The sequence below is a fragment of the Brevibacillus sp. NPDC003359 genome (assembly GCF_042878995.1).
GTDB lineage: Bacteria > Bacillota > Bacilli > Brevibacillales > Brevibacillaceae > Brevibacillus.
The window spans coordinates 15,798-32,409 of sequence record NZ_JBIAOR010000030.1 but is presented as its reverse complement, the minus strand read 5'-3'; the positions used below and the strand labels follow the sequence as shown (position 1 = coordinate 32,409).

The 16,612-nt window shown below is 48.6% G+C and carries 18 protein-coding genes; all 18 read right to left on the bottom strand.

Features of this window, described 5'->3' with window-relative positions; genetic code table 11:
• Positions 1 to 128 precede the first annotated feature (128 nt).
• The 18 genes from pabA to ACFYU8_RS30875 all read right to left on the bottom strand — a co-directional run bounded on the left by pabA (position 129) and on the right by ACFYU8_RS30875 (position 16,591).
• A complete protein-coding gene (gene pabA / locus ACFYU8_RS30960; RefSeq protein WP_056493388.1) occupies positions 129 to 713 on the bottom strand; it encodes an aminodeoxychorismate/anthranilate synthase component II in 585 nt (194 codons plus the stop codon).
• A gap of 17 nt (positions 714 to 730) precedes the next feature.
• Positions 731 to 2,224 (bottom strand): anthranilate synthase component I family protein, encoded by a 1,494-nt coding sequence (locus ACFYU8_RS30955; protein WP_390307011.1) that lies wholly within the window; start codon positions 2,222 to 2,224, stop codon positions 731 to 733.
• A 120-nt stretch (positions 2,225 to 2,344) separates the two neighbouring features.
• Entirely contained in the window at positions 2,345 to 3,277 is a 933-nt protein-coding gene (gene cysK, locus ACFYU8_RS30950) for a cysteine synthase A (RefSeq protein WP_390307013.1), read from the bottom strand.
• 82 nt (positions 3,278 to 3,359) lie between these two features.
• Complete coding sequence (locus tag ACFYU8_RS30945; RefSeq protein WP_390307014.1) at positions 3,360 to 4,262, bottom strand: peptidyl-prolyl cis-trans isomerase; 903 nt, start codon at positions 4,260 to 4,262, stop codon at positions 3,360 to 3,362.
• Between the two features lie 28 nt (positions 4,263 to 4,290).
• The gene (gene hslO / locus ACFYU8_RS30940; RefSeq protein WP_390307017.1) at positions 4,291 to 5,163 is read right to left on the bottom strand and encodes an Hsp33 family molecular chaperone HslO; all 873 of its coding nucleotides are present in this window, start codon (positions 5,161 to 5,163) and stop codon (positions 4,291 to 4,293) included.
• A 188-nt stretch (positions 5,164 to 5,351) separates the two neighbouring features.
• On the bottom strand, positions 5,352 to 6,296 hold the full coding sequence (locus ACFYU8_RS30935) for a sigma-70 family RNA polymerase sigma factor (RefSeq protein WP_390307019.1): 945 nt from the start codon (positions 6,294 to 6,296) through the stop codon (positions 5,352 to 5,354).
• Between the two features lie 251 nt (positions 6,297 to 6,547).
• Positions 6,548 to 7,507, bottom strand: coding sequence for an ABC transporter ATP-binding protein (locus ACFYU8_RS30930; RefSeq protein WP_390307021.1), 960 nt, complete (start codon positions 7,505 to 7,507; stop codon positions 6,548 to 6,550).
• A gap of 25 nt (positions 7,508 to 7,532) precedes the next feature.
• On the bottom strand, positions 7,533 to 8,450 hold the full coding sequence (locus ACFYU8_RS30925; protein ID WP_390307023.1) for a C40 family peptidase: 918 nt from the start codon (positions 8,448 to 8,450) through the stop codon (positions 7,533 to 7,535).
• Position 8,451: 1 nt separating this feature from the next.
• Positions 8,452 to 9,546, bottom strand: a complete 1,095-nt coding sequence (locus ACFYU8_RS30920) for a dipeptide epimerase (protein ID WP_390307026.1) — start codon at positions 9,544 to 9,546, stop codon at positions 8,452 to 8,454.
• Positions 9,547 to 9,694: 148 nt separating this feature from the next.
• A complete protein-coding gene (locus ACFYU8_RS30915) occupies positions 9,695 to 11,353 on the bottom strand; it encodes a peptide ABC transporter substrate-binding protein (protein ID WP_390307028.1) in 1,659 nt (552 codons plus the stop codon).
• A 110-nt stretch (positions 11,354 to 11,463) separates the two neighbouring features.
• The gene (locus ACFYU8_RS30910) at positions 11,464 to 12,489 is read right to left on the bottom strand and encodes an ABC transporter ATP-binding protein (protein WP_390307030.1); all 1,026 of its coding nucleotides are present in this window, start codon (positions 12,487 to 12,489) and stop codon (positions 11,464 to 11,466) included.
• Between the two features lie 5 nt (positions 12,490 to 12,494).
• Entirely contained in the window at positions 12,495 to 13,382 is an 888-nt protein-coding gene (locus tag ACFYU8_RS30905; protein ID WP_390307081.1) for an ABC transporter permease, read from the bottom strand.
• 26 nt (positions 13,383 to 13,408) lie between these two features.
• Positions 13,409 to 14,347: an ABC transporter permease gene (locus ACFYU8_RS30900; protein ID WP_390307032.1), complete on the bottom strand. Its 939-nt coding sequence runs from the start codon at positions 14,345 to 14,347 to the stop codon at positions 13,409 to 13,411.
• Positions 14,348 to 14,510: 163 nt separating this feature from the next.
• Positions 14,511 to 14,852: a DUF3870 domain-containing protein gene (locus ACFYU8_RS30895; protein ID WP_012683929.1), complete on the bottom strand. Its 342-nt coding sequence runs from the start codon at positions 14,850 to 14,852 to the stop codon at positions 14,511 to 14,513.
• Between the two features lie 137 nt (positions 14,853 to 14,989).
• Positions 14,990 to 15,553 (bottom strand): hypothetical protein, encoded by a 564-nt coding sequence (locus tag ACFYU8_RS30890; protein ID WP_390307034.1) that lies wholly within the window; start codon positions 15,551 to 15,553, stop codon positions 14,990 to 14,992.
• A gap of 58 nt (positions 15,554 to 15,611) precedes the next feature.
• Complete coding sequence (locus ACFYU8_RS30885) at positions 15,612 to 16,028, bottom strand: hypothetical protein (protein WP_390307036.1); 417 nt, start codon at positions 16,026 to 16,028, stop codon at positions 15,612 to 15,614.
• Positions 16,028 to 16,180, bottom strand: a complete 153-nt coding sequence (locus ACFYU8_RS30880; protein WP_390307038.1) for a hypothetical protein — start codon at positions 16,178 to 16,180, stop codon at positions 16,028 to 16,030. Before ACFYU8_RS30880 ends, ACFYU8_RS30885 begins: the two co-directional genes overlap by 1 nt.
• 3 nt (positions 16,181 to 16,183) lie before the next feature.
• Complete coding sequence (locus ACFYU8_RS30875) at positions 16,184 to 16,591, bottom strand: hypothetical protein (RefSeq protein ID WP_390307040.1); 408 nt, start codon at positions 16,589 to 16,591, stop codon at positions 16,184 to 16,186.
• Positions 16,592 to 16,612: the final 21 nt, after the last annotated feature.

Sequence of the window (16,612 nt, the reverse complement as noted above, 5' to 3'; positions counted from 1 at the left end):
CAAAATTAAAAGGCATGAGCCCGGTACAATACCGCACTCATGCCCAAGCAGCCGCCTAATTAAATGACATGTCTAACTTTATGGGGTCACTTCACGAAAAAAGGCGGTTTTCCTGTCGTCTCTATGTGTTAACCTGTCGTATGGCGCGCGTATGCGGTAAGGAAGTTCTTCAGCAATTGTTTGCCGTGCTCCGTAATAATCGATTCAGGGTGGAACTGGACGCCTTCGATTGGGTACTCCCGATGGCGTACAGCCATAATTTCGCCTTCGGCTGTCCGGGCAGTTACTTCCAGCTCACTCGGAATGGACGCTTCCTCAATAATCAAGGAATGGTAGCGTGCCGCTGTAAAAGGGGAAGGGATGTCCTGAAAGATGGTTTTGCCATCATGGAAAACTTCGGACGTCTTTCCGTGCATCAAACGCTCGGCCCGAATGACTTTTCCACCAAACACTTGCCCAATAGACTGATGGCCCAAACAAACACCCAAAATCGGAATTTTTCCGGCAAAATGGCGGATTGCATCCATGCTGATCCCCGCTTCATTTGGCGTGCACGGTCCTGGAGACACCATCAAATAATCAGGTGCCAATCGTTCGATTTCTTCCAGTGTAATTTTGTCATTGCGATACACTTGCAGCTCTTCCCCAAGCTCTCCCACATACTGCACCAAATTGTAGGTAAAGGAATCGTAGTTATCAATCATCAAAATCATCGTACACTCGTCTCCTCTCAACTCATCGTTCTCTGCTCGCTCAACTCAAGCGCTTTCCACAACGCTTCTGCCTTTTTCAATGACTCGGCATATTCAGCCTCTGGAACCGAGTCAATCACGATACCCGCTCCAGCCTGCACATGAGCAACGCCATCCTTGATCACCATGGTACGGATGGCAATGTTGACCTCGATATCACCATTGAAGCCAAACCAGCCGATCGATCCCGTATAGACACCTCGTTTGACTGGCTCCAGCTCTTCGATGATTTCCATCGTGCGAACTTTTGGCGCTCCGGTGATCGTCCCTCCCGGAAAAGTCGCTTCGATCGTATCCAGCGCATCCTTCCCTGCTGCCAGCTCTCCTTTGACGTGAGAGACGATATGCATGACGTGGGAATATTTCTCCACGACCATGAACTCGCTGACCTCCACACTGCCAAAGCGACATACTCGGCCCATGTCATTGCGCTCCAAATCAACCAGCATGACATGCTCTGCGCGTTCCTTTTCATTGTCAATCAGCTCACGTGCCAATGCATCGTCCTGCTCGTCCGTTAATCCACGCGGACGTGTACCGGCGATCGGACGCGTATGCACTTCCTTGCCTTTTACCTTTACAAGTAGTTCTGGCGAGGCACTAACCAATTGAAATTCAGGGAAGCTCAGATAGCCCATATAAGGAGACGGATTCAGCTTGCGAAGCACATCATACACTTCTGGGGCGGTCACCTGTACCGGCTTGCTTTGCCGTACTGACAGATTGACCTGAAAAACATCCCCTTGGGCGATGTACTCCTGCACCCGGCGAACGGCATCCTCGAATTGGTCTTTGGCAAAGGATACTGACGCTGGCACTAGCTTGGCAAGCGGTCTTTTGCGCAAAGCTTCCCAATCTGTCTCATCGCGATCCATTGCCAATGAAGCAATCGAGTCCATGTGTTTTTCCAGGTGGAATGCTGCTTGTCGATAGCTCTCTTCGGTCAAATTGTCCGCGCTCAAATGCGTCAGGCAAATGATCTCTCGGGTCTCATGATCAAAGACAAGAAGGTCTTGCATTATCATAACATACAGGTCTGGCAACTGTAAGTCGTCAGTCGCTATCTGTGGCAAGCTAGGCTCAAAAAAGCGGTTCATCTCATAGCTGATATAGCCTACGGCGCCCCCGGAAAAATCTGGAATACTTGGAAGCGCAGGCGTACGGTAACGAGACAGCAGCTCTCGTAAAGCATTCAATGGGTTATGAGTCTCTATGCTCTCGATTTTTCCTTCTGGGTACGAAATGATGGTTTCTCCTCGCTGACTGCGCAGCGTAGCGATTGGCTCATATGCCAAAAAGGTATACCGCCCAGCTCGTCCACTTTCCAACAGGACAGCATTTTGCAGAGAAGGCTGTAGTTTTGTGAGCACCTGCCACGGATCAATCGTCGAAGACCACGGTTTACGCAGGGCAAGGGGAACCAACGAATAAGATAAGGCATACGTCTGGCAATCAGCAAAGGTAGGGAACATTCTTCCTCTTCACGCTCCGGTTTTCACTATTTATCCGTTCATTATATAGTTGCCTAATACAAAAAGAAAAGACCACGTCGCCAACATGGCGCTGCGTGGTCTTGCGGTATCTTTTTACGATTAATCTTCGAACTGATACAGAGGCGTGGACAAATAACGCTCACCATTCGAAGGAAGGACAGCGATCACTTTTTTGCCTTTGCCGAGCTTCGCTGCTACTTGCAGAGCCGCATGAATCGCTGCCCCAGAAGAAATCCCGCCGAGAATACCTTCCTGACGAGCAACACGACGCGCGGTTTCAAAAGCGTGCTCGTTTTCTACCTTAATGATTTCGTCGTAAATTTGTGTATCAAGAATATCCGGGACAAAGCCAGCCCCGATCCCTTGGATCTTATGTGGACCTGGTTTGCCGCCAGACAGAACTGGCGAAGCCGCAGGCTCAACAGCCACGATTTGTACATTCGGATAGTGTTCACGAAGAACCTGACCTACACCCGTAATCGTTCCGCCTGTACCGATACCGGAAATAAACGCATCTACGCCGCCGATTTCCTTCGCTTGGTCCAACAACTCACGAGCAGTTGTCTCACGGTGAATGGCCGGGTTTGCCAGGTTTTTAAATTGTTGCGGAATGAAATACGAGCTATCTTCATTCGCCAGCTCTTCCGCTTTGCGAATCGCTCCGCCCATCCCTTCGCTGCCTGGTGTGAGAACCAGCTCCGCACCATACGCACGCAACAGGTTGCGTCGTTCAATACTCATCGTCTCTGGCATGACCAGAATAGCACGATAGCCTTTTGCAGCAGCAACCATCGCGAGTCCAATACCGGTATTTCCGCTCGTAGGTTCAATGATGGTATCACCCGGTTTCAGACTTCCATCTGCCTCTGCTGCCTCAATCATCGACAACGCAATTCGGTCTTTTACACTGCTGCCCGGGTTGAAGAACTCCAGCTTCAAGTAAATGTCTGCAATATCTTCGGTGACAATACGATTCAGCTTTACAAGCGGAGTAAATCCAATCAAATCGGTAATGGAATTAGCCACGCGCATATGTTCTGCCCCTCCTATTTTTAATAACCGAGTAAAACGCTAGGATTTATTGACATAATTATATCAACGGTAGCCTATTTGGTCAATGAGGCATTTGCCCAGAAATCTGGACCCCTACCGATTTTCTCAATCGCTCCAGCACGACATCCAGCGACTCTACCTGGGCAAATGCGATTTCTCGGCGCAACTCATCTTTTACCTCTTCAAACGTCCTTTGACTGGCTTCCCTGCGCTCTGTCAGTTGGTAAATGACGTATTGATCTTCTATTTTGATCGCTTCGCTATATTTGTCTTTCTCCAGCTTTTCTACGATGGGCTTCGCCTCGTCGGGCAATCGATTATCCTTGATGGAAACCCAGCCTACATCGCCGCCGTTAGCCGCTGTATCCGCATCAATCGAGCGCTCTTTGGCAATCGTCTGAAAGTCAGCCCCGTTTTTTAAATCAGCCAAAACTTGTTCCGCTTCTTTTGATGACGCCACGACGATTTGTCCTAAACGCATCTGTATCGGTCGGGTATAACGGTCAGATCGGCTATTGTAGACATTTAGCACTTCTTCATCCTTGATGGTCATGTCCTTCGTTGCCAGGGTTTGCAGCAGGATCTGATAAGAAATCTCCTGCTTAAGGGCTTCCACGGTCGTTCCCGCCTGTTTTAACAGCGCAGCCTCAAACTCGCTGTCTGTCCGACTGCCATAGCTGTCGCGAATCTGGGAAATCTCTTGCTCCAGCTGCTTCGAATCAACCGTGATACCGGATCGCTTCGCCTCTTGAAAAACGACTTCCCGATTAATCATGTCGTTGAGTACTTGCTTACCGAACTTTTGTTTCAGCGCCGTTACATACTCATCGTTGCTAATCGTCTTATCCCCTACGATGGCCGCAGGTTGCAGCTTGCCTGATGCCTGGTACCACGCCCAGGTAACGGCAAGCAGCAACAATACAAGCGCCCCAATGAATGCCCACAACCCTTTTACGTTGGTCATGCCAACACTCCCCTACTTGACGCCGCGCTTACATGTCTTTCAGGATGTCTTCCAACGCGGATCTGTCATAATGGTAACGTTCATTACAGAAATGACAGTGTACTTCTGCTTCGCCCTGTTCTTCGATCAGACCTTCCATTTCTTCGCGTCCCATACTGATCAGTGCCTGAACAACCTTATCCACTGTACATTTGCAGCTAAATTGAATGTCAGTGTGGCTCAGGATTTTTGGCTCATCCAATACGCGGTCCAAAATCTCTTCAGGAGTCAAGCCTTCACCAATCATGCGAGATACTTGCGGAAGCTGTCCCAAGCGTTCTTCAATTGCTGCTACAACCTCTTCAGGCGTATTCGGCAACAGCTGAAGAATAAATCCACCCGCAGCCAAAACAGAACGGTCCTCAGGATTAACCAGTACACCCACCCCTACTGCTGAAGGCGTTTGCTCGGACATCACAAAATAATAAGTGAAGTCTTCCCCAATCTCACCAGAGACGATCGGCGCACTGCCTTGATACGGCTCCTTGAGACCAAGATCTTTCGTCACGTACACAAACCCGTCTGTTCCCACTGCACGTGCTACATCGAGCTTACCTTTATCGTTTAGCTCAAAGTGGACGTGAGGATTGGATACATAAGCGATTCCTTCACCATGTGCGTTTACTTCCGCGATGATCTGCCCGATTGGTCCGCCTCCTTTTACTTTGACATGGAGGCTCTCGTTTCCTTTTAACATAGCCCCCATCATCAAGCTAATGGTCAGCGTACGTCCCGCTGCTGCTGTAGCTGTATTCCACATGTCGTGACGACGACGCATCTCTTCGACAGATTCTGTTGTGCGTGCGGCAAATGCACGAACATGCCCATTAAAACCAGTTGCTCTTATCATATAATCGCCCATGTAGCGATCCTCCTTTTCGACCTACCTCAATAAATAACGAAAAAATCATGAAGCTATCTTACCAGTTTACCACAAGGAGAAAAAGACTACGCTTCTCCAGCTGTGAGTCTAACACTTTGCGAATTCGACCATTTCTGACAGAAAAAACCCCTCTGTACGAAGAGGGGCCGAAGTAACGAAATCCTATATTAGGTTAAATAATCTTTTAATACATGAGAAGCTTTTTGCGTCCGCAATCGGTCAATCGTCGTCGCTTCAATCTGGCGAATACGCTCCCGGGTAAGACCAAACATTTTCCCCACTTCCTCCAACGTATACACTTGATCATCATAGAGACCATAACGCATGGAGATAATTTCTTGGGCGCGGGGACTAAGCCGCTCCAACGCTGCACGCATTTGCGAGCGAAGGTCTACCTTTTCAATCCAGTCATCCAGAGAGGACAACCCATCATCCATGATTTCGGCGTAGCTCAAGCTCTCGTCTTCATGCCAAGCCTGCCATTTCTCACTATCCAGCTCTGCGTCGATGGATTCCATCTTCATCATCAAAGCTAGTTCGATGGCCTCCACCTTTTCTAAGGGAATATCCAAGAGTACGGCAATCTCCTGCCGATCAGGCGTACGGTTCAATGCATGGATGAGATGCAGTACTTGCTTCTGATACTGTCGAATCTGCTCATGCATGTGGACAGGAATGCGAATCAAAGTTGCTTTGTCGTTGATGGCACGGGTGATCGCTTGGGAGATCCACCAGTGCGAGTAATGATAGAGACGCACTCCACGTCCCACATCAAATTTGTCAATCGCGGTAAACAAACCTATCGTGCCCTCCTGAATCAAATCCAGGAACGGCATCCCTCTTTTCAAATGGCGCAACGCGGTACTAACTACGTATCGTAAATAGGCGCGCACAATCGTTTCACGTGCTTCAAGATCGCCATCCCTTTGATAGCGGATCAGGCAAGCAAGCTCTTCTTCTTTGTCCAACATGGGTGTTGCAGCGACGCTTTCCAAAAACAGCAGAGCAGAAGTGTCCGATCGAAGTGATCTAGGGACAACAATTCCCAACTGTGTCTCCACTTCCCGCCAGCGACGGGGAGTTGAATGGAACGAGGAGGTACTCAGAGTCATATGCAACCCTCACTTCTCTGGAATGGAAGTTCACGATGAAGTAGGTGAGTCACGGAATGTTTTACTGTATCCGTATTTCGACAAAACCGGTTTGATTCCTGCCAGTTAACAGAATATTAACAGTTCTCCTCTCCGAACAGTTGATGAAAGCCCTTTCATCCGATAGAGTTAAAAGTTTATGAAGAAAAAGCCATCCCCAGTAACTGAGGATGGCAAAAAGATAATGTCGAATCTTCTGATAAAACCCAAGACTACTGATACAAGTGACAGGCGACGAAGTGATTGGTGTCCACTTCCTGCCAGATAGGCTTCTTTTCGGCGCATACTGCTTTGGCTACCGGACAGCGCGTACGGAACACACAGCCGCTAGGTGGATTGATCGGGCTTGGAACGTCACCTTCGATAATGGTGCGCTCACGGCTTTTCTCCAAATCGGGATCGGGGACAGGAATGGCCGACAACAACGCCTGCGTGTAAGGATGCTTCGGTGATTCGTAAAGAATTTCACTAGCGGTCATCTCGACCATATTGCCTAGGTACATGACGCCAATACGGTCACTGATGTGCTTGACCATCGCCAAATCATGCGCGATAAACAAATACGTCAGCTTTTGTTCCTGCTGTAGTTTCTTCATTAAATTAACGACCTGTGCCTGAACCGAAACATCGAGTGCGGAAATCGGCTCATCGGCAATGATGAATGGAGGATTGACCGCAAGTGCCCGAGCAATCCCTATCCGCTGTCGCTGACCGCCACTGAACTCGTGCGGGAAACGGTTGGCATGCTCTTTTTGCAAACCAACCATCTCCAACAGCTCGATGACACGGTTCATCCGTTCCTTCCCTTTATATAGCCCGTTAAGATGCAGGCCCTCCGATATGATTTCCGCAATGTTCATTCGGGGGTTTAGAGAAGCATACGGGTCCTGAAAAATCATTTGCATACGGCGTGTCAGCTTACTCCGCTCAGCAGATGATGCCTGATGGACGTTTTGCCCGTCAAAAATGACCTCACCTGTCGTCGGTTGATACAATCCAATGATTGTTCGGCCTGTGGTCGATTTACCGCAGCCAGATTCCCCTACCAGTCCAAACGTTTCCCCCTCATATATATCGAAGGAAACATGATCCGCTGCCGTAAGTGAGAGCCCTTTACCCAACGTAAAGGTTTTTGTCAGGTTCTTTACCTGGACCAGCTTCTTTCGTTGCATCTGGCCACTCCTCCCCGTTATCCGTTTACCAGTATCTTCTGGAGACGCAATGCTCCTTTTCGAGCTTGTAACCATCCAGCTTGACGATCTCGATGACACTTCGCGAATCCGGAGAATGAATCATTTCGCCATTCCCCATGTAAATACCCACGTGATGAACTCTGCCTTTCCCCTCTTCATGGGCAAAAAACAACAGATCGCCTGGAAGCAAATCTTCTTTTTCCACGAGTTGTCCGGCTCTTGCCTGATCAGATGCATCTCGTGGAATCTGGAGACCGACAGAACGGTGCATGTTGTACGCAAATCCTGAGCAGTCATAGCCGTAAGAGGACATACCACCCCATAAGTAATGCAGGTTGAGGAATCGCTTGCCCGCTACTACGATTGCCTCTCCACGATTGCCAGATATCTCGATGGGCTCGTTTGCTTTGATGATTTGTACATCTGCTTTTGGCAAAAGCCCTGTGCCATTCGGTGTAGCTACGGTTATCCACTCTACACTTTCTTCTATCAGCGGCAGTTTGGCCAAAAAGGCAAGCTCCATGTCTGGTTTTTGATCGGTTGTATGTAAATGGGTAAACGAAGCCGTGACCATCGCTAGCTCTTGGTCTTGCTTTACCTCAAAAGCATCTGACCACGGTGCTAGCTGACGTGACGGAATCCATCCCGGATAGCCTGTTGCGTTTTTGTTCGTAGTCTGATCAGGTATCAGAACCTGCGACCATTCGCCTTGCTCCTCGACTACCTCTACGCGCGTACCGTACAACGCTTGTGTTTGAATCGCGTTTTGGTCGTAAAAACCAAGCTTCTCTTCTACAGTAAGGGAAGCGAGCCAATTGCGCGCATCCACCGGGGATTGGAGTGCCACTTGGTCAATATCACGCGGCGACTCCGGCTTGGTCCACACAGTGGCGACAGAGACAGAAACAATGGCAGATTTCATCTTAATTCTCCCCCTCCCAAAGACTGACGGAACGAATACCGAGTCCAAACTCTTCTGGCATGCGCATCAAGCGGCCCTCATACGTTACGCCACCTTCTATGCCATCGTGCAAAAGCATCAACGGTGCATCGAAATCAAAGCGAGTAATGTTCTTCTTGCTGGCTGCGAAATGAGCGGCTGCTGATACAGCCAGACGCGATTCGATCATGCTACCAACCATGCATGGAATACCGTGCTCTTCAGCCAATTGGTTGATCAATTGTGCTTTGTAAATGCCGCCAGCTTTCATCAGCTTGATATTAATCATGTCAGCCGCACGGTTTTGCAAAACCTGCAGGGCCTGCGCTGGTGAAAACACGCTCTCGTCAGCCATGATTGGCGTATCAACCGAATCTGTTACCCGTTTCAAGCCTTCCAGATCATGCGCTTTTACAGGCTGCTCAATGAGTTCGATACCAAGGCCCATGTCCTCCATTTTGCGAATGGATTGCACCGCTTCTTTTACATTCCATCCCTGGTTGGCATCAAGACGAATCTTCACCTGATTGCCCACGGATTTGCGAATTTCCTGGATGCGCAAAATATCATCCTCGATATTGTCCTTGCCGACCTTTATTTTCAGTACGTTAAAGCCTTGCTTGAAATAGGCCGCCGCATCCTCGCCCATTTCTTTCGGGGAGTTCACGCTGACGGTATAATCGGTTTCCAATTGGTCACGATAGCCACCCAGGAATTGATACAACGGCATTCCTGCGCGCTGAGAAATGAGGTCGTATAGTGCAATGTCTACTGCTGCCTTCGCACTCGTATTTCCTACCATGGATTGATGCAAGGTTTGAAAAACTCGTTCATAGGCGAGCAGATTCAAGCCGACGAGCTGAGGTCTCATCGTATTCATAATCGCTGACTCGATGCTCTCGATACTGTCTCCCGTAATGACGACTGTAGCCGATGCCTCGCCCCACCCGACCATACCGTTGTCGCAGGTGATTTTCACTAGAACCGATTCCAGACTATGCACCGTACGCAAAGCCGTTTTAAAAGGCTTTTTTAATGGAACAGATATTCGCTTTACTTCGATGGCTTGAATAATCATGTTTTCCTCCATCTTCTCCAGCACTCGTGCTTTCTTTCGCTGTTTTTTCTATAGACATACTAAATTATAGCACTATTAAAATATTCAACAAAAAAGGGGGGAGAGTCATTTCATCCGCCTGAAATGACTTCTCCCAACTCACTCTTTCTTACTTCACGATAGCTTTTCTCAGGTCTGTGTAGCTAAGTGAAGAGCTTTGTACACCACTCACCTTGTCGCTTGAGAGCAAGGAAGTGTTGTAGAAATACAGCGGTGCGATTGGCGCTTCATCCAACAAGAGTTTTTCTGCATCATGCAGCAGCTTCAGACGTTTTGCATCGTCTGGCTCCTTGTATGCGTCTTGGATTAGCTTGTCGAATTGCGCATTGCTCCAGCCCGTACGATTGCTTGCTGCCTTCGATTGGAAAATATCAAGGAAGTTGATCGCATCACCGAAGTCAGGCAACCAGGAAGAACGAGCAATTTGATACTGCAATTGCTTTTGCATATCCGTCAAAACTTTTCCTTCAACTTTTTGCAGCTTCACATCAACGCCCAGTGTTTGCTTCCACATTTCTTGCGCGGCTTGCGCGGTTTTTTCGTTAGCCGTTCCGCTGCGGTAGGTGAGTGTAACCTCTGGCAGCTTTGTGTAGCCTTTTTCTTTCATCCCTTGTTCCAGAAGCTTCTTCGCTTCATCTGGGTTGTAGTTCACCAATTCTCCGCCTACTTCACGGAATTGGCCCTCACCGTTGGCATCAGGCAAACCATAAGATACGAAGCCTGTTCCCGGCTTTTGTTGACGCATCAGCACCAGGTCGACCAGCGTTTGACGGTCAATCGCCAAGCTGAATGCTTTACGAATATTGGCGTTATCAAATGGCTCCTTCGTTACATTGAAACGATAGAACTCTGTACCTGCTCCATCACGTACGAATACTTTGCCATCTTTGAACAATTGGTCTGCCATGTCCGCTGGAACGGTGGTCGTTCTGTGCAGCTCTTCGTTCGTAAACATTTGATACTCGGTATTCTCGTCATCAATCATTTTCCAAACGGCACCAGGCAGCGTTACGTTTGCTGCATCCCCGTAGGTATCGCTCTTCATTATTTTCAGTTCACTGTCATGCGCCCACTCTGTCAGCTTGAATGGTCCGTTTCCAACAAAGCTTGCCGATTCTGCTGCCCATTTCGGATCTTTTTCAACCGTTGCTTTGTGTACAGGGAAGAATGCTGGGTTGGATGCCAGCAGGATCGTCCAAGAAGCTGGTTGAGCGAGAACCACCTCTAATGTCTTGTCGTCCACCGCTTTTACTTTTACGCCATCCGCCGATCCTTTACCGCTGTTGTATGCCTCCGCCCCCTCAATAATGTACGCGAGGGATGCTGCCGGAGATGCCAGTGCAGGATCAAGCATGCGTTTCCACGCGAACTCGAAGTCCTGAGCCTTTACCGGCTCACCATTGGACCATTTGTTGTCACGCAGGGTAAAGGTATAGGTTTTTCCATCTTCGGAAATTTTCCATTCGGAAGCGGCCGCTGGTTGAGGCTTTTGGTTTTCGTCCAGGCGGGTCAATCCTTCCATCAGGTTGTTCAAAATGTTATAGGACGGCTCGTCGAAGCCAATTGGAGGGTCCAATGACGTCGGTTCCTTGATATTGTTCAAAAGCAAAAGCTTTGCCGCTTGATCACCTGGCGTTGGAGCGTTTGGCTGTGCTGTGTTGCCTGGTGCAGGCTCACTTGGTGCAGCTGGTTGACCCGATGTACATCCAGCCATGAGCATAAACACACCCAGCGTAGCCGTCAGCAACAATGTTGATAGTTTTTTCACTGTTTCTTCCCCCTTATTTTTTGTATGACGTAAAAGGATAGCGCCGTCAGTCGACACCCTCTTTTACACGAATGAAGCCGGGCTTGACCACTGCCCTCGATAGCTATGAATCAGGTCCCCGTTGGCGGCTGCATCGACGCCAGCAATTTCTTCGCTCGTGGGTCCTGCAACCAACAGGAAACCGCGTGTTTGCTATGGACATGGCTCTCCGCAGGCTGGTAATTCCGACATACTTCCAACGCGTAGTCGCAGCGCGCAGCGAATGCACAGCCAATTGGCGGACGAAACAAATCTGGAGGCGTTCCAGGTATCGGGCTCAACGGAATAGAGCGATCCGCATCCAAACGAGGCATCGACGCCAGCAAGCCTTTGGTATACGGATGCTGAGGATTGTAAAAAATGTCGCGAACAGGTCCGGACTCTACCACTTTTCCGGCATACATGACATTGACCCGATCCGCAATTTTGGCGACGACTCCCAAATCATGCGTGATAATAATGATCGAGACTCCCGTCTTTTGCTGAATGCTCTTGAACAGCTCGATGATTTGCGCCTGAATCGTTACATCCAACGCTGTCGTAGGCTCATCCGCAATCAGAATGGACGGCTTACAGACAAGCGCAATCGCAATCATGATCCGCTGACGCATCCCGCCACTGAACTGATGGAGGTACTGCTTGAGACGACTTTCTGGATTGGCGATCCCAACCAAGGTGAGAATTTCAATCGCTTGCCGCTTGGCTTCGCTTCTGGTGACCTTTTGATGGCGAATGATTCCTTCCATAATCTGCTCACCAATAGTGATTGTCGGGTTGAGCGACGTCATCGCATCTTGAAAGATCATAGAGATTTCTTTCCCACGCAGCTCGCGCATTTGCTTTTCCGGCAGCCTTGCCAGGTCCTGGCCCTTAAAATGAATGCTTCCACCCGCGATTTTTCCGATATGCTCCGGGATTAAACGCATGATACTCCTCGCTGTCACGCTTTTCCCACAGCCTGATTCACCAACGATCGCCAGTGTCTCTCCTTTGTTCAAGGTAAAGTTCACGTCCCGAACAGCGTTTACTTCACCGCCATGCGTCTTGAATGTCACCCGAAGCCCGCTGACTTCCAGCAGCTTTTCCGTTTTATCCATGTTGCCTACCTCCTTGACTTCGGATCGAACGCATCGCGCAAGCCATCACCGAGCACGTTGAACGCAAGCATCGTCAGCGAGATTAAGAAAGCAGGAAAAAAGAGCCGCCACCAATGACCGGACAAAATGGTGGAGAGTCCATCGTTGGCCATCACACCCCAGCTAGCCATTGGCGCCTGAATGCCAAGACCAAGGAAGCTCAGAAACGCCTCTGAAAAAATTGCAGATGGAACAGATAACGTGACATAGACAATGATGACACCAATTGTGTTGGGCAACAGATGCTTGCGAATGATGTAGAAAGGTTTTGCCCCCATTGTTTTTGCCGCCAGTACGTACTCGGAGTTTTTCATTTGCAGGACCTGACCGCGCACAGTCCGTGCCATCCCGATCCAGCCAGTCGCACTTAAGGCGATAATAATGGTCAAAAGTCCAGGCCCCATCACGACCATCAGTAAAATCACAACCAACAAATAAGGAAGGCCGTACAAAATGTCGACGAAGCGCATCATGATATTATCGATTCGTCCTCCCAAATATCCAGCAATTCCTCCATACAAGACACCAATGAAAAAATCGATAAGTGCTGCCATCAAACCGACAAACAGGGAAATGCGAGCACCATACCAAACACGTGTGAACACATCGCGGCCAAAATCATCGGTTCCAAACCAGTTCGCTTCAGAAGGCGGTTTGTTTTTCATAATAATCGACTGTTTGGCGTATTCATGACCAGAGATCATCGGTCCAATCGTAGCCATAACCCCAAGCAAGATAATAACCACCAATCCCATCAGGGCCAGCTTGTTTCCTCGGAGGCGAAGCCAAGCTTCTTGCCAAAACGTCAGTTGAGGTCGCACAATCGCTTCCGCATTGAGGTTGTCTTTGCGCATGGGGATAAATAAATCATCAGAAACAATCATCCTTCGCTCTCCTTTCGATGCAGCTTAATTCGTGGATCAATGATGCCGTACAGTACATCGACGACAAACATCAGAAAAATCAAAAGTGCGCTATAGAAAACAGTCGTTCCCATAATGACGGAGTAGTCACGGTTATTAATGCCAGCCACGAAATATTTGCCCATCCCAGGAATCGCAAAGATTTTTTCGATCACAAAGCTTCCTGTTAACACGTTGGCAATCAGTGCGCCTAAAAGCGTGACGACAGGCAAAATCGCATTACGCAGTGCGTGTTTCAACACGATCGTTGCCGGAGACAGCCCTTTTGCGCGAGCGGTTTCAATATATTCGTGGGTCAACACTTCCAGCATGTTGGCACGAGTCAAACGAGCGATAATCGCAATCGGACCAAACGCCAATGCAAGCGCTGGCATAATCACATGCTGCCAAGAACCCCACGTTGCGGTCGGCAACAGCTTCCATTCGACCGCCAAATATTTGATTAATAAGGATGCGACAACAAAGCTGGGAACAGATATCCCGATAACAGCAATAATCATGGCAAGGTAATCAATGAGACGGTTATGTCGTAGCGCGGCGATCACACCAAGCGCGATACCGGTGACGATCGCAAAAACGACAGAAATCAGACCGAGTTGAAAAGAGACGGGGAATCCACGGGCGATCATTTTGTTGACCGTATCCGAGCTGTTGGCAATCGATGGCCCAAGGTCAAACTGCACCAGCTTTTGCAAGTACAGCCCGTATTGGACAAGGAGTGGCTTATCCAGGTTGTAATAGGCATTGAGGTTGGCGGCAACCGCGTCGTTTAATGCCTTTCCTTCTTTTTCAAAAGGAGATCCTGGAACGGCATGCATCAGGAAAAAGGTGAGGGTAATGATGAGCCATAACGTCACGATCATGGAGATAAATCTGCGGAAGACAAAAGATAGCAAGGACTCTCCTCCTTTTCATCAAAAATCCGTAAAACCAAGTTGCTGGCAGGGAATGACCTCTCGTAATAAGCAAAAAACCCAGCAAATGCACGCAATCATGGCATTTGCTGGGTTTTACTTACGTGTATGCCGTGCATACGAATAAATAAAGCAGCGTGTGTATTCATTTGGTGACTGTGGCTTTATTTCTCGTGGAAACTGCTTGTTTGTACTTCTTTTGCGCGTCCTTAAACGCTGCGATCAATGTTTTTTGAGAAGATCCAAAATACCGAAAGCGAATCTCTTCGCCAATTTCCTCCGACGCCATAATCGAATGACCGATAAAGATCGACCGAGCAAAGTCAGACGTCAGTTGGACAGTGGAGGAACAGGCCGCATCTACAATCTTGTCGTTGGAAGTATCGACAACCAATCCGATAAAAAAAGCACTGAATTGCTGTGTAATCGGATTGTTCGAAGAGGACTGTGCATCGCCTACGATATAAATGGTATCTTTATCAAACAAATCAATAACCCCACTTTTACTATGCTTCACGGACCGGCAAACGGGATGTTCGGAGAACGACTTCCTCACAATCGCAAGCTGGGTAAGCACTTTCCTACATAGTACCAGAAGAATTCGCAATTTGTAAATAAGTCTGACTAATCTTTCAGTTCTTCTACAGATACGACTGGAAACGAATGTGACGGCAGCATCGGCAGAAACGGTCGTTCGTCGATGAAGGCAACTACTACATGGGATGGACCGACCATTTTTTTCGGTGCGAGTTGTAGCTCCTCCCCTCGCTCAGTGACGACGGTAATCTGCAGCATTCCGCCTCCCGGACGAGCTGGCCCTTTCGTTGCTCTCTCTGTCACGAGGGTTGTCCCATTGTACTGTAGGCGTAATTGGTGGTCATTGCGCCACGAACGGAAATCCACATAATGGCGCGTGAAAGGAATAGGATCAGTGGTCACACTGTCTGCTTGAGGGACGAACATGGCTTGCTCACGACGGTAGCCACCATTCTCGTGCATTCTGTCATCAAAACGTTCAAGAGCCTCGTCTTCAAGCAGATCAATCACACCTTCTGTTTTCAATACTGGATCAACAGCAAAGGTGGCGTGATGATTAGACAACTCCAGGAGTATCTTCACTTCTGTTTTTTTCTGCATGGCGATGTCTGCGTCTACAATAAACATACCTACCAGCAAAAAGAACAGCATCGTAGAAATGGAAAAGATGTTTATACCCGTAACGATAGCCTCCTAACGGGAGGGAGTTTTACAGATCGTAGTCCATGATGTTCACTGTGCCTGTTCTTTGAACTTGCAAAGAGTCAGCTGGCATTGGAATCCATGAGGTAAAACGGGGGTATTGAATAGCCAGCTCCACGACAAACTCATCTTCGTGGCTCCATAGAACGGGATCAAGTGAACGAGTGCGAGTGACACTGACAGACAGCTCCTGATCTGGAACGGAAAACTTTTTCGCTGTCAGCTCCCGGGCGATCAATGCCCGAACCTCTTGTTGCAAGTTGGCTTCACTCGTCCCCCCGTGGTTGCTGACGTATTTCGTAACTGCCGCGCTCACTTCCAATAATTCGTTTCTTGCCTGAACGACCGTATGTACCTGTAAAAGTCCCAATGGAACGAGTAGCATAACCATAATGTTCAGAATCACAGCGATTAATTGACCCATTAGCCCGTACCAAAACGCGTTACTTCTGCGAGTAAATCGCCGAAAAACTGCGTGCATGCCGAAAGGAGATTTTGTGGGCCGATGAGAAGCAGACCTACCGTCAAAGGTAAAACGATAGCCATTACAGCCAAAATGCTAATCATTTTATTCATGCGCTACCACCCTGGATCAAAGTATTCGGACGGACGGCTTCCCGTAAAGGAAAAGGATGTATCCCCCTCTACAAACTTGTGCAACCATTGGGTCACTTTCGAAGGCTGGATGGTAACCGACAAGGTAATCGCCTCCTGCCGCTCTTTGCGAGCTCGCTCACTCTCGGTTCTAGGCCAGCTCCCAGCAAACGCATCCTCTGTCACTTCCCACCCCAGTTCTTTCATTCTAAGAAGATAGTAATCTGCTAACGTAGGCTCCAAATACCCGATGTCCTGCATATCATCTAGTAAGTCAGCATAGATTCCACGGGCAATCGCCCTTTCCATTGCGTACAGGTGATAAGCTCCCAATGCGGAAGTGATCAATAGAAGGACCAGTAAACAAATAAGAAAGACTTTTACTTTAACCATCGTTTTAGAAACGCCAACCCC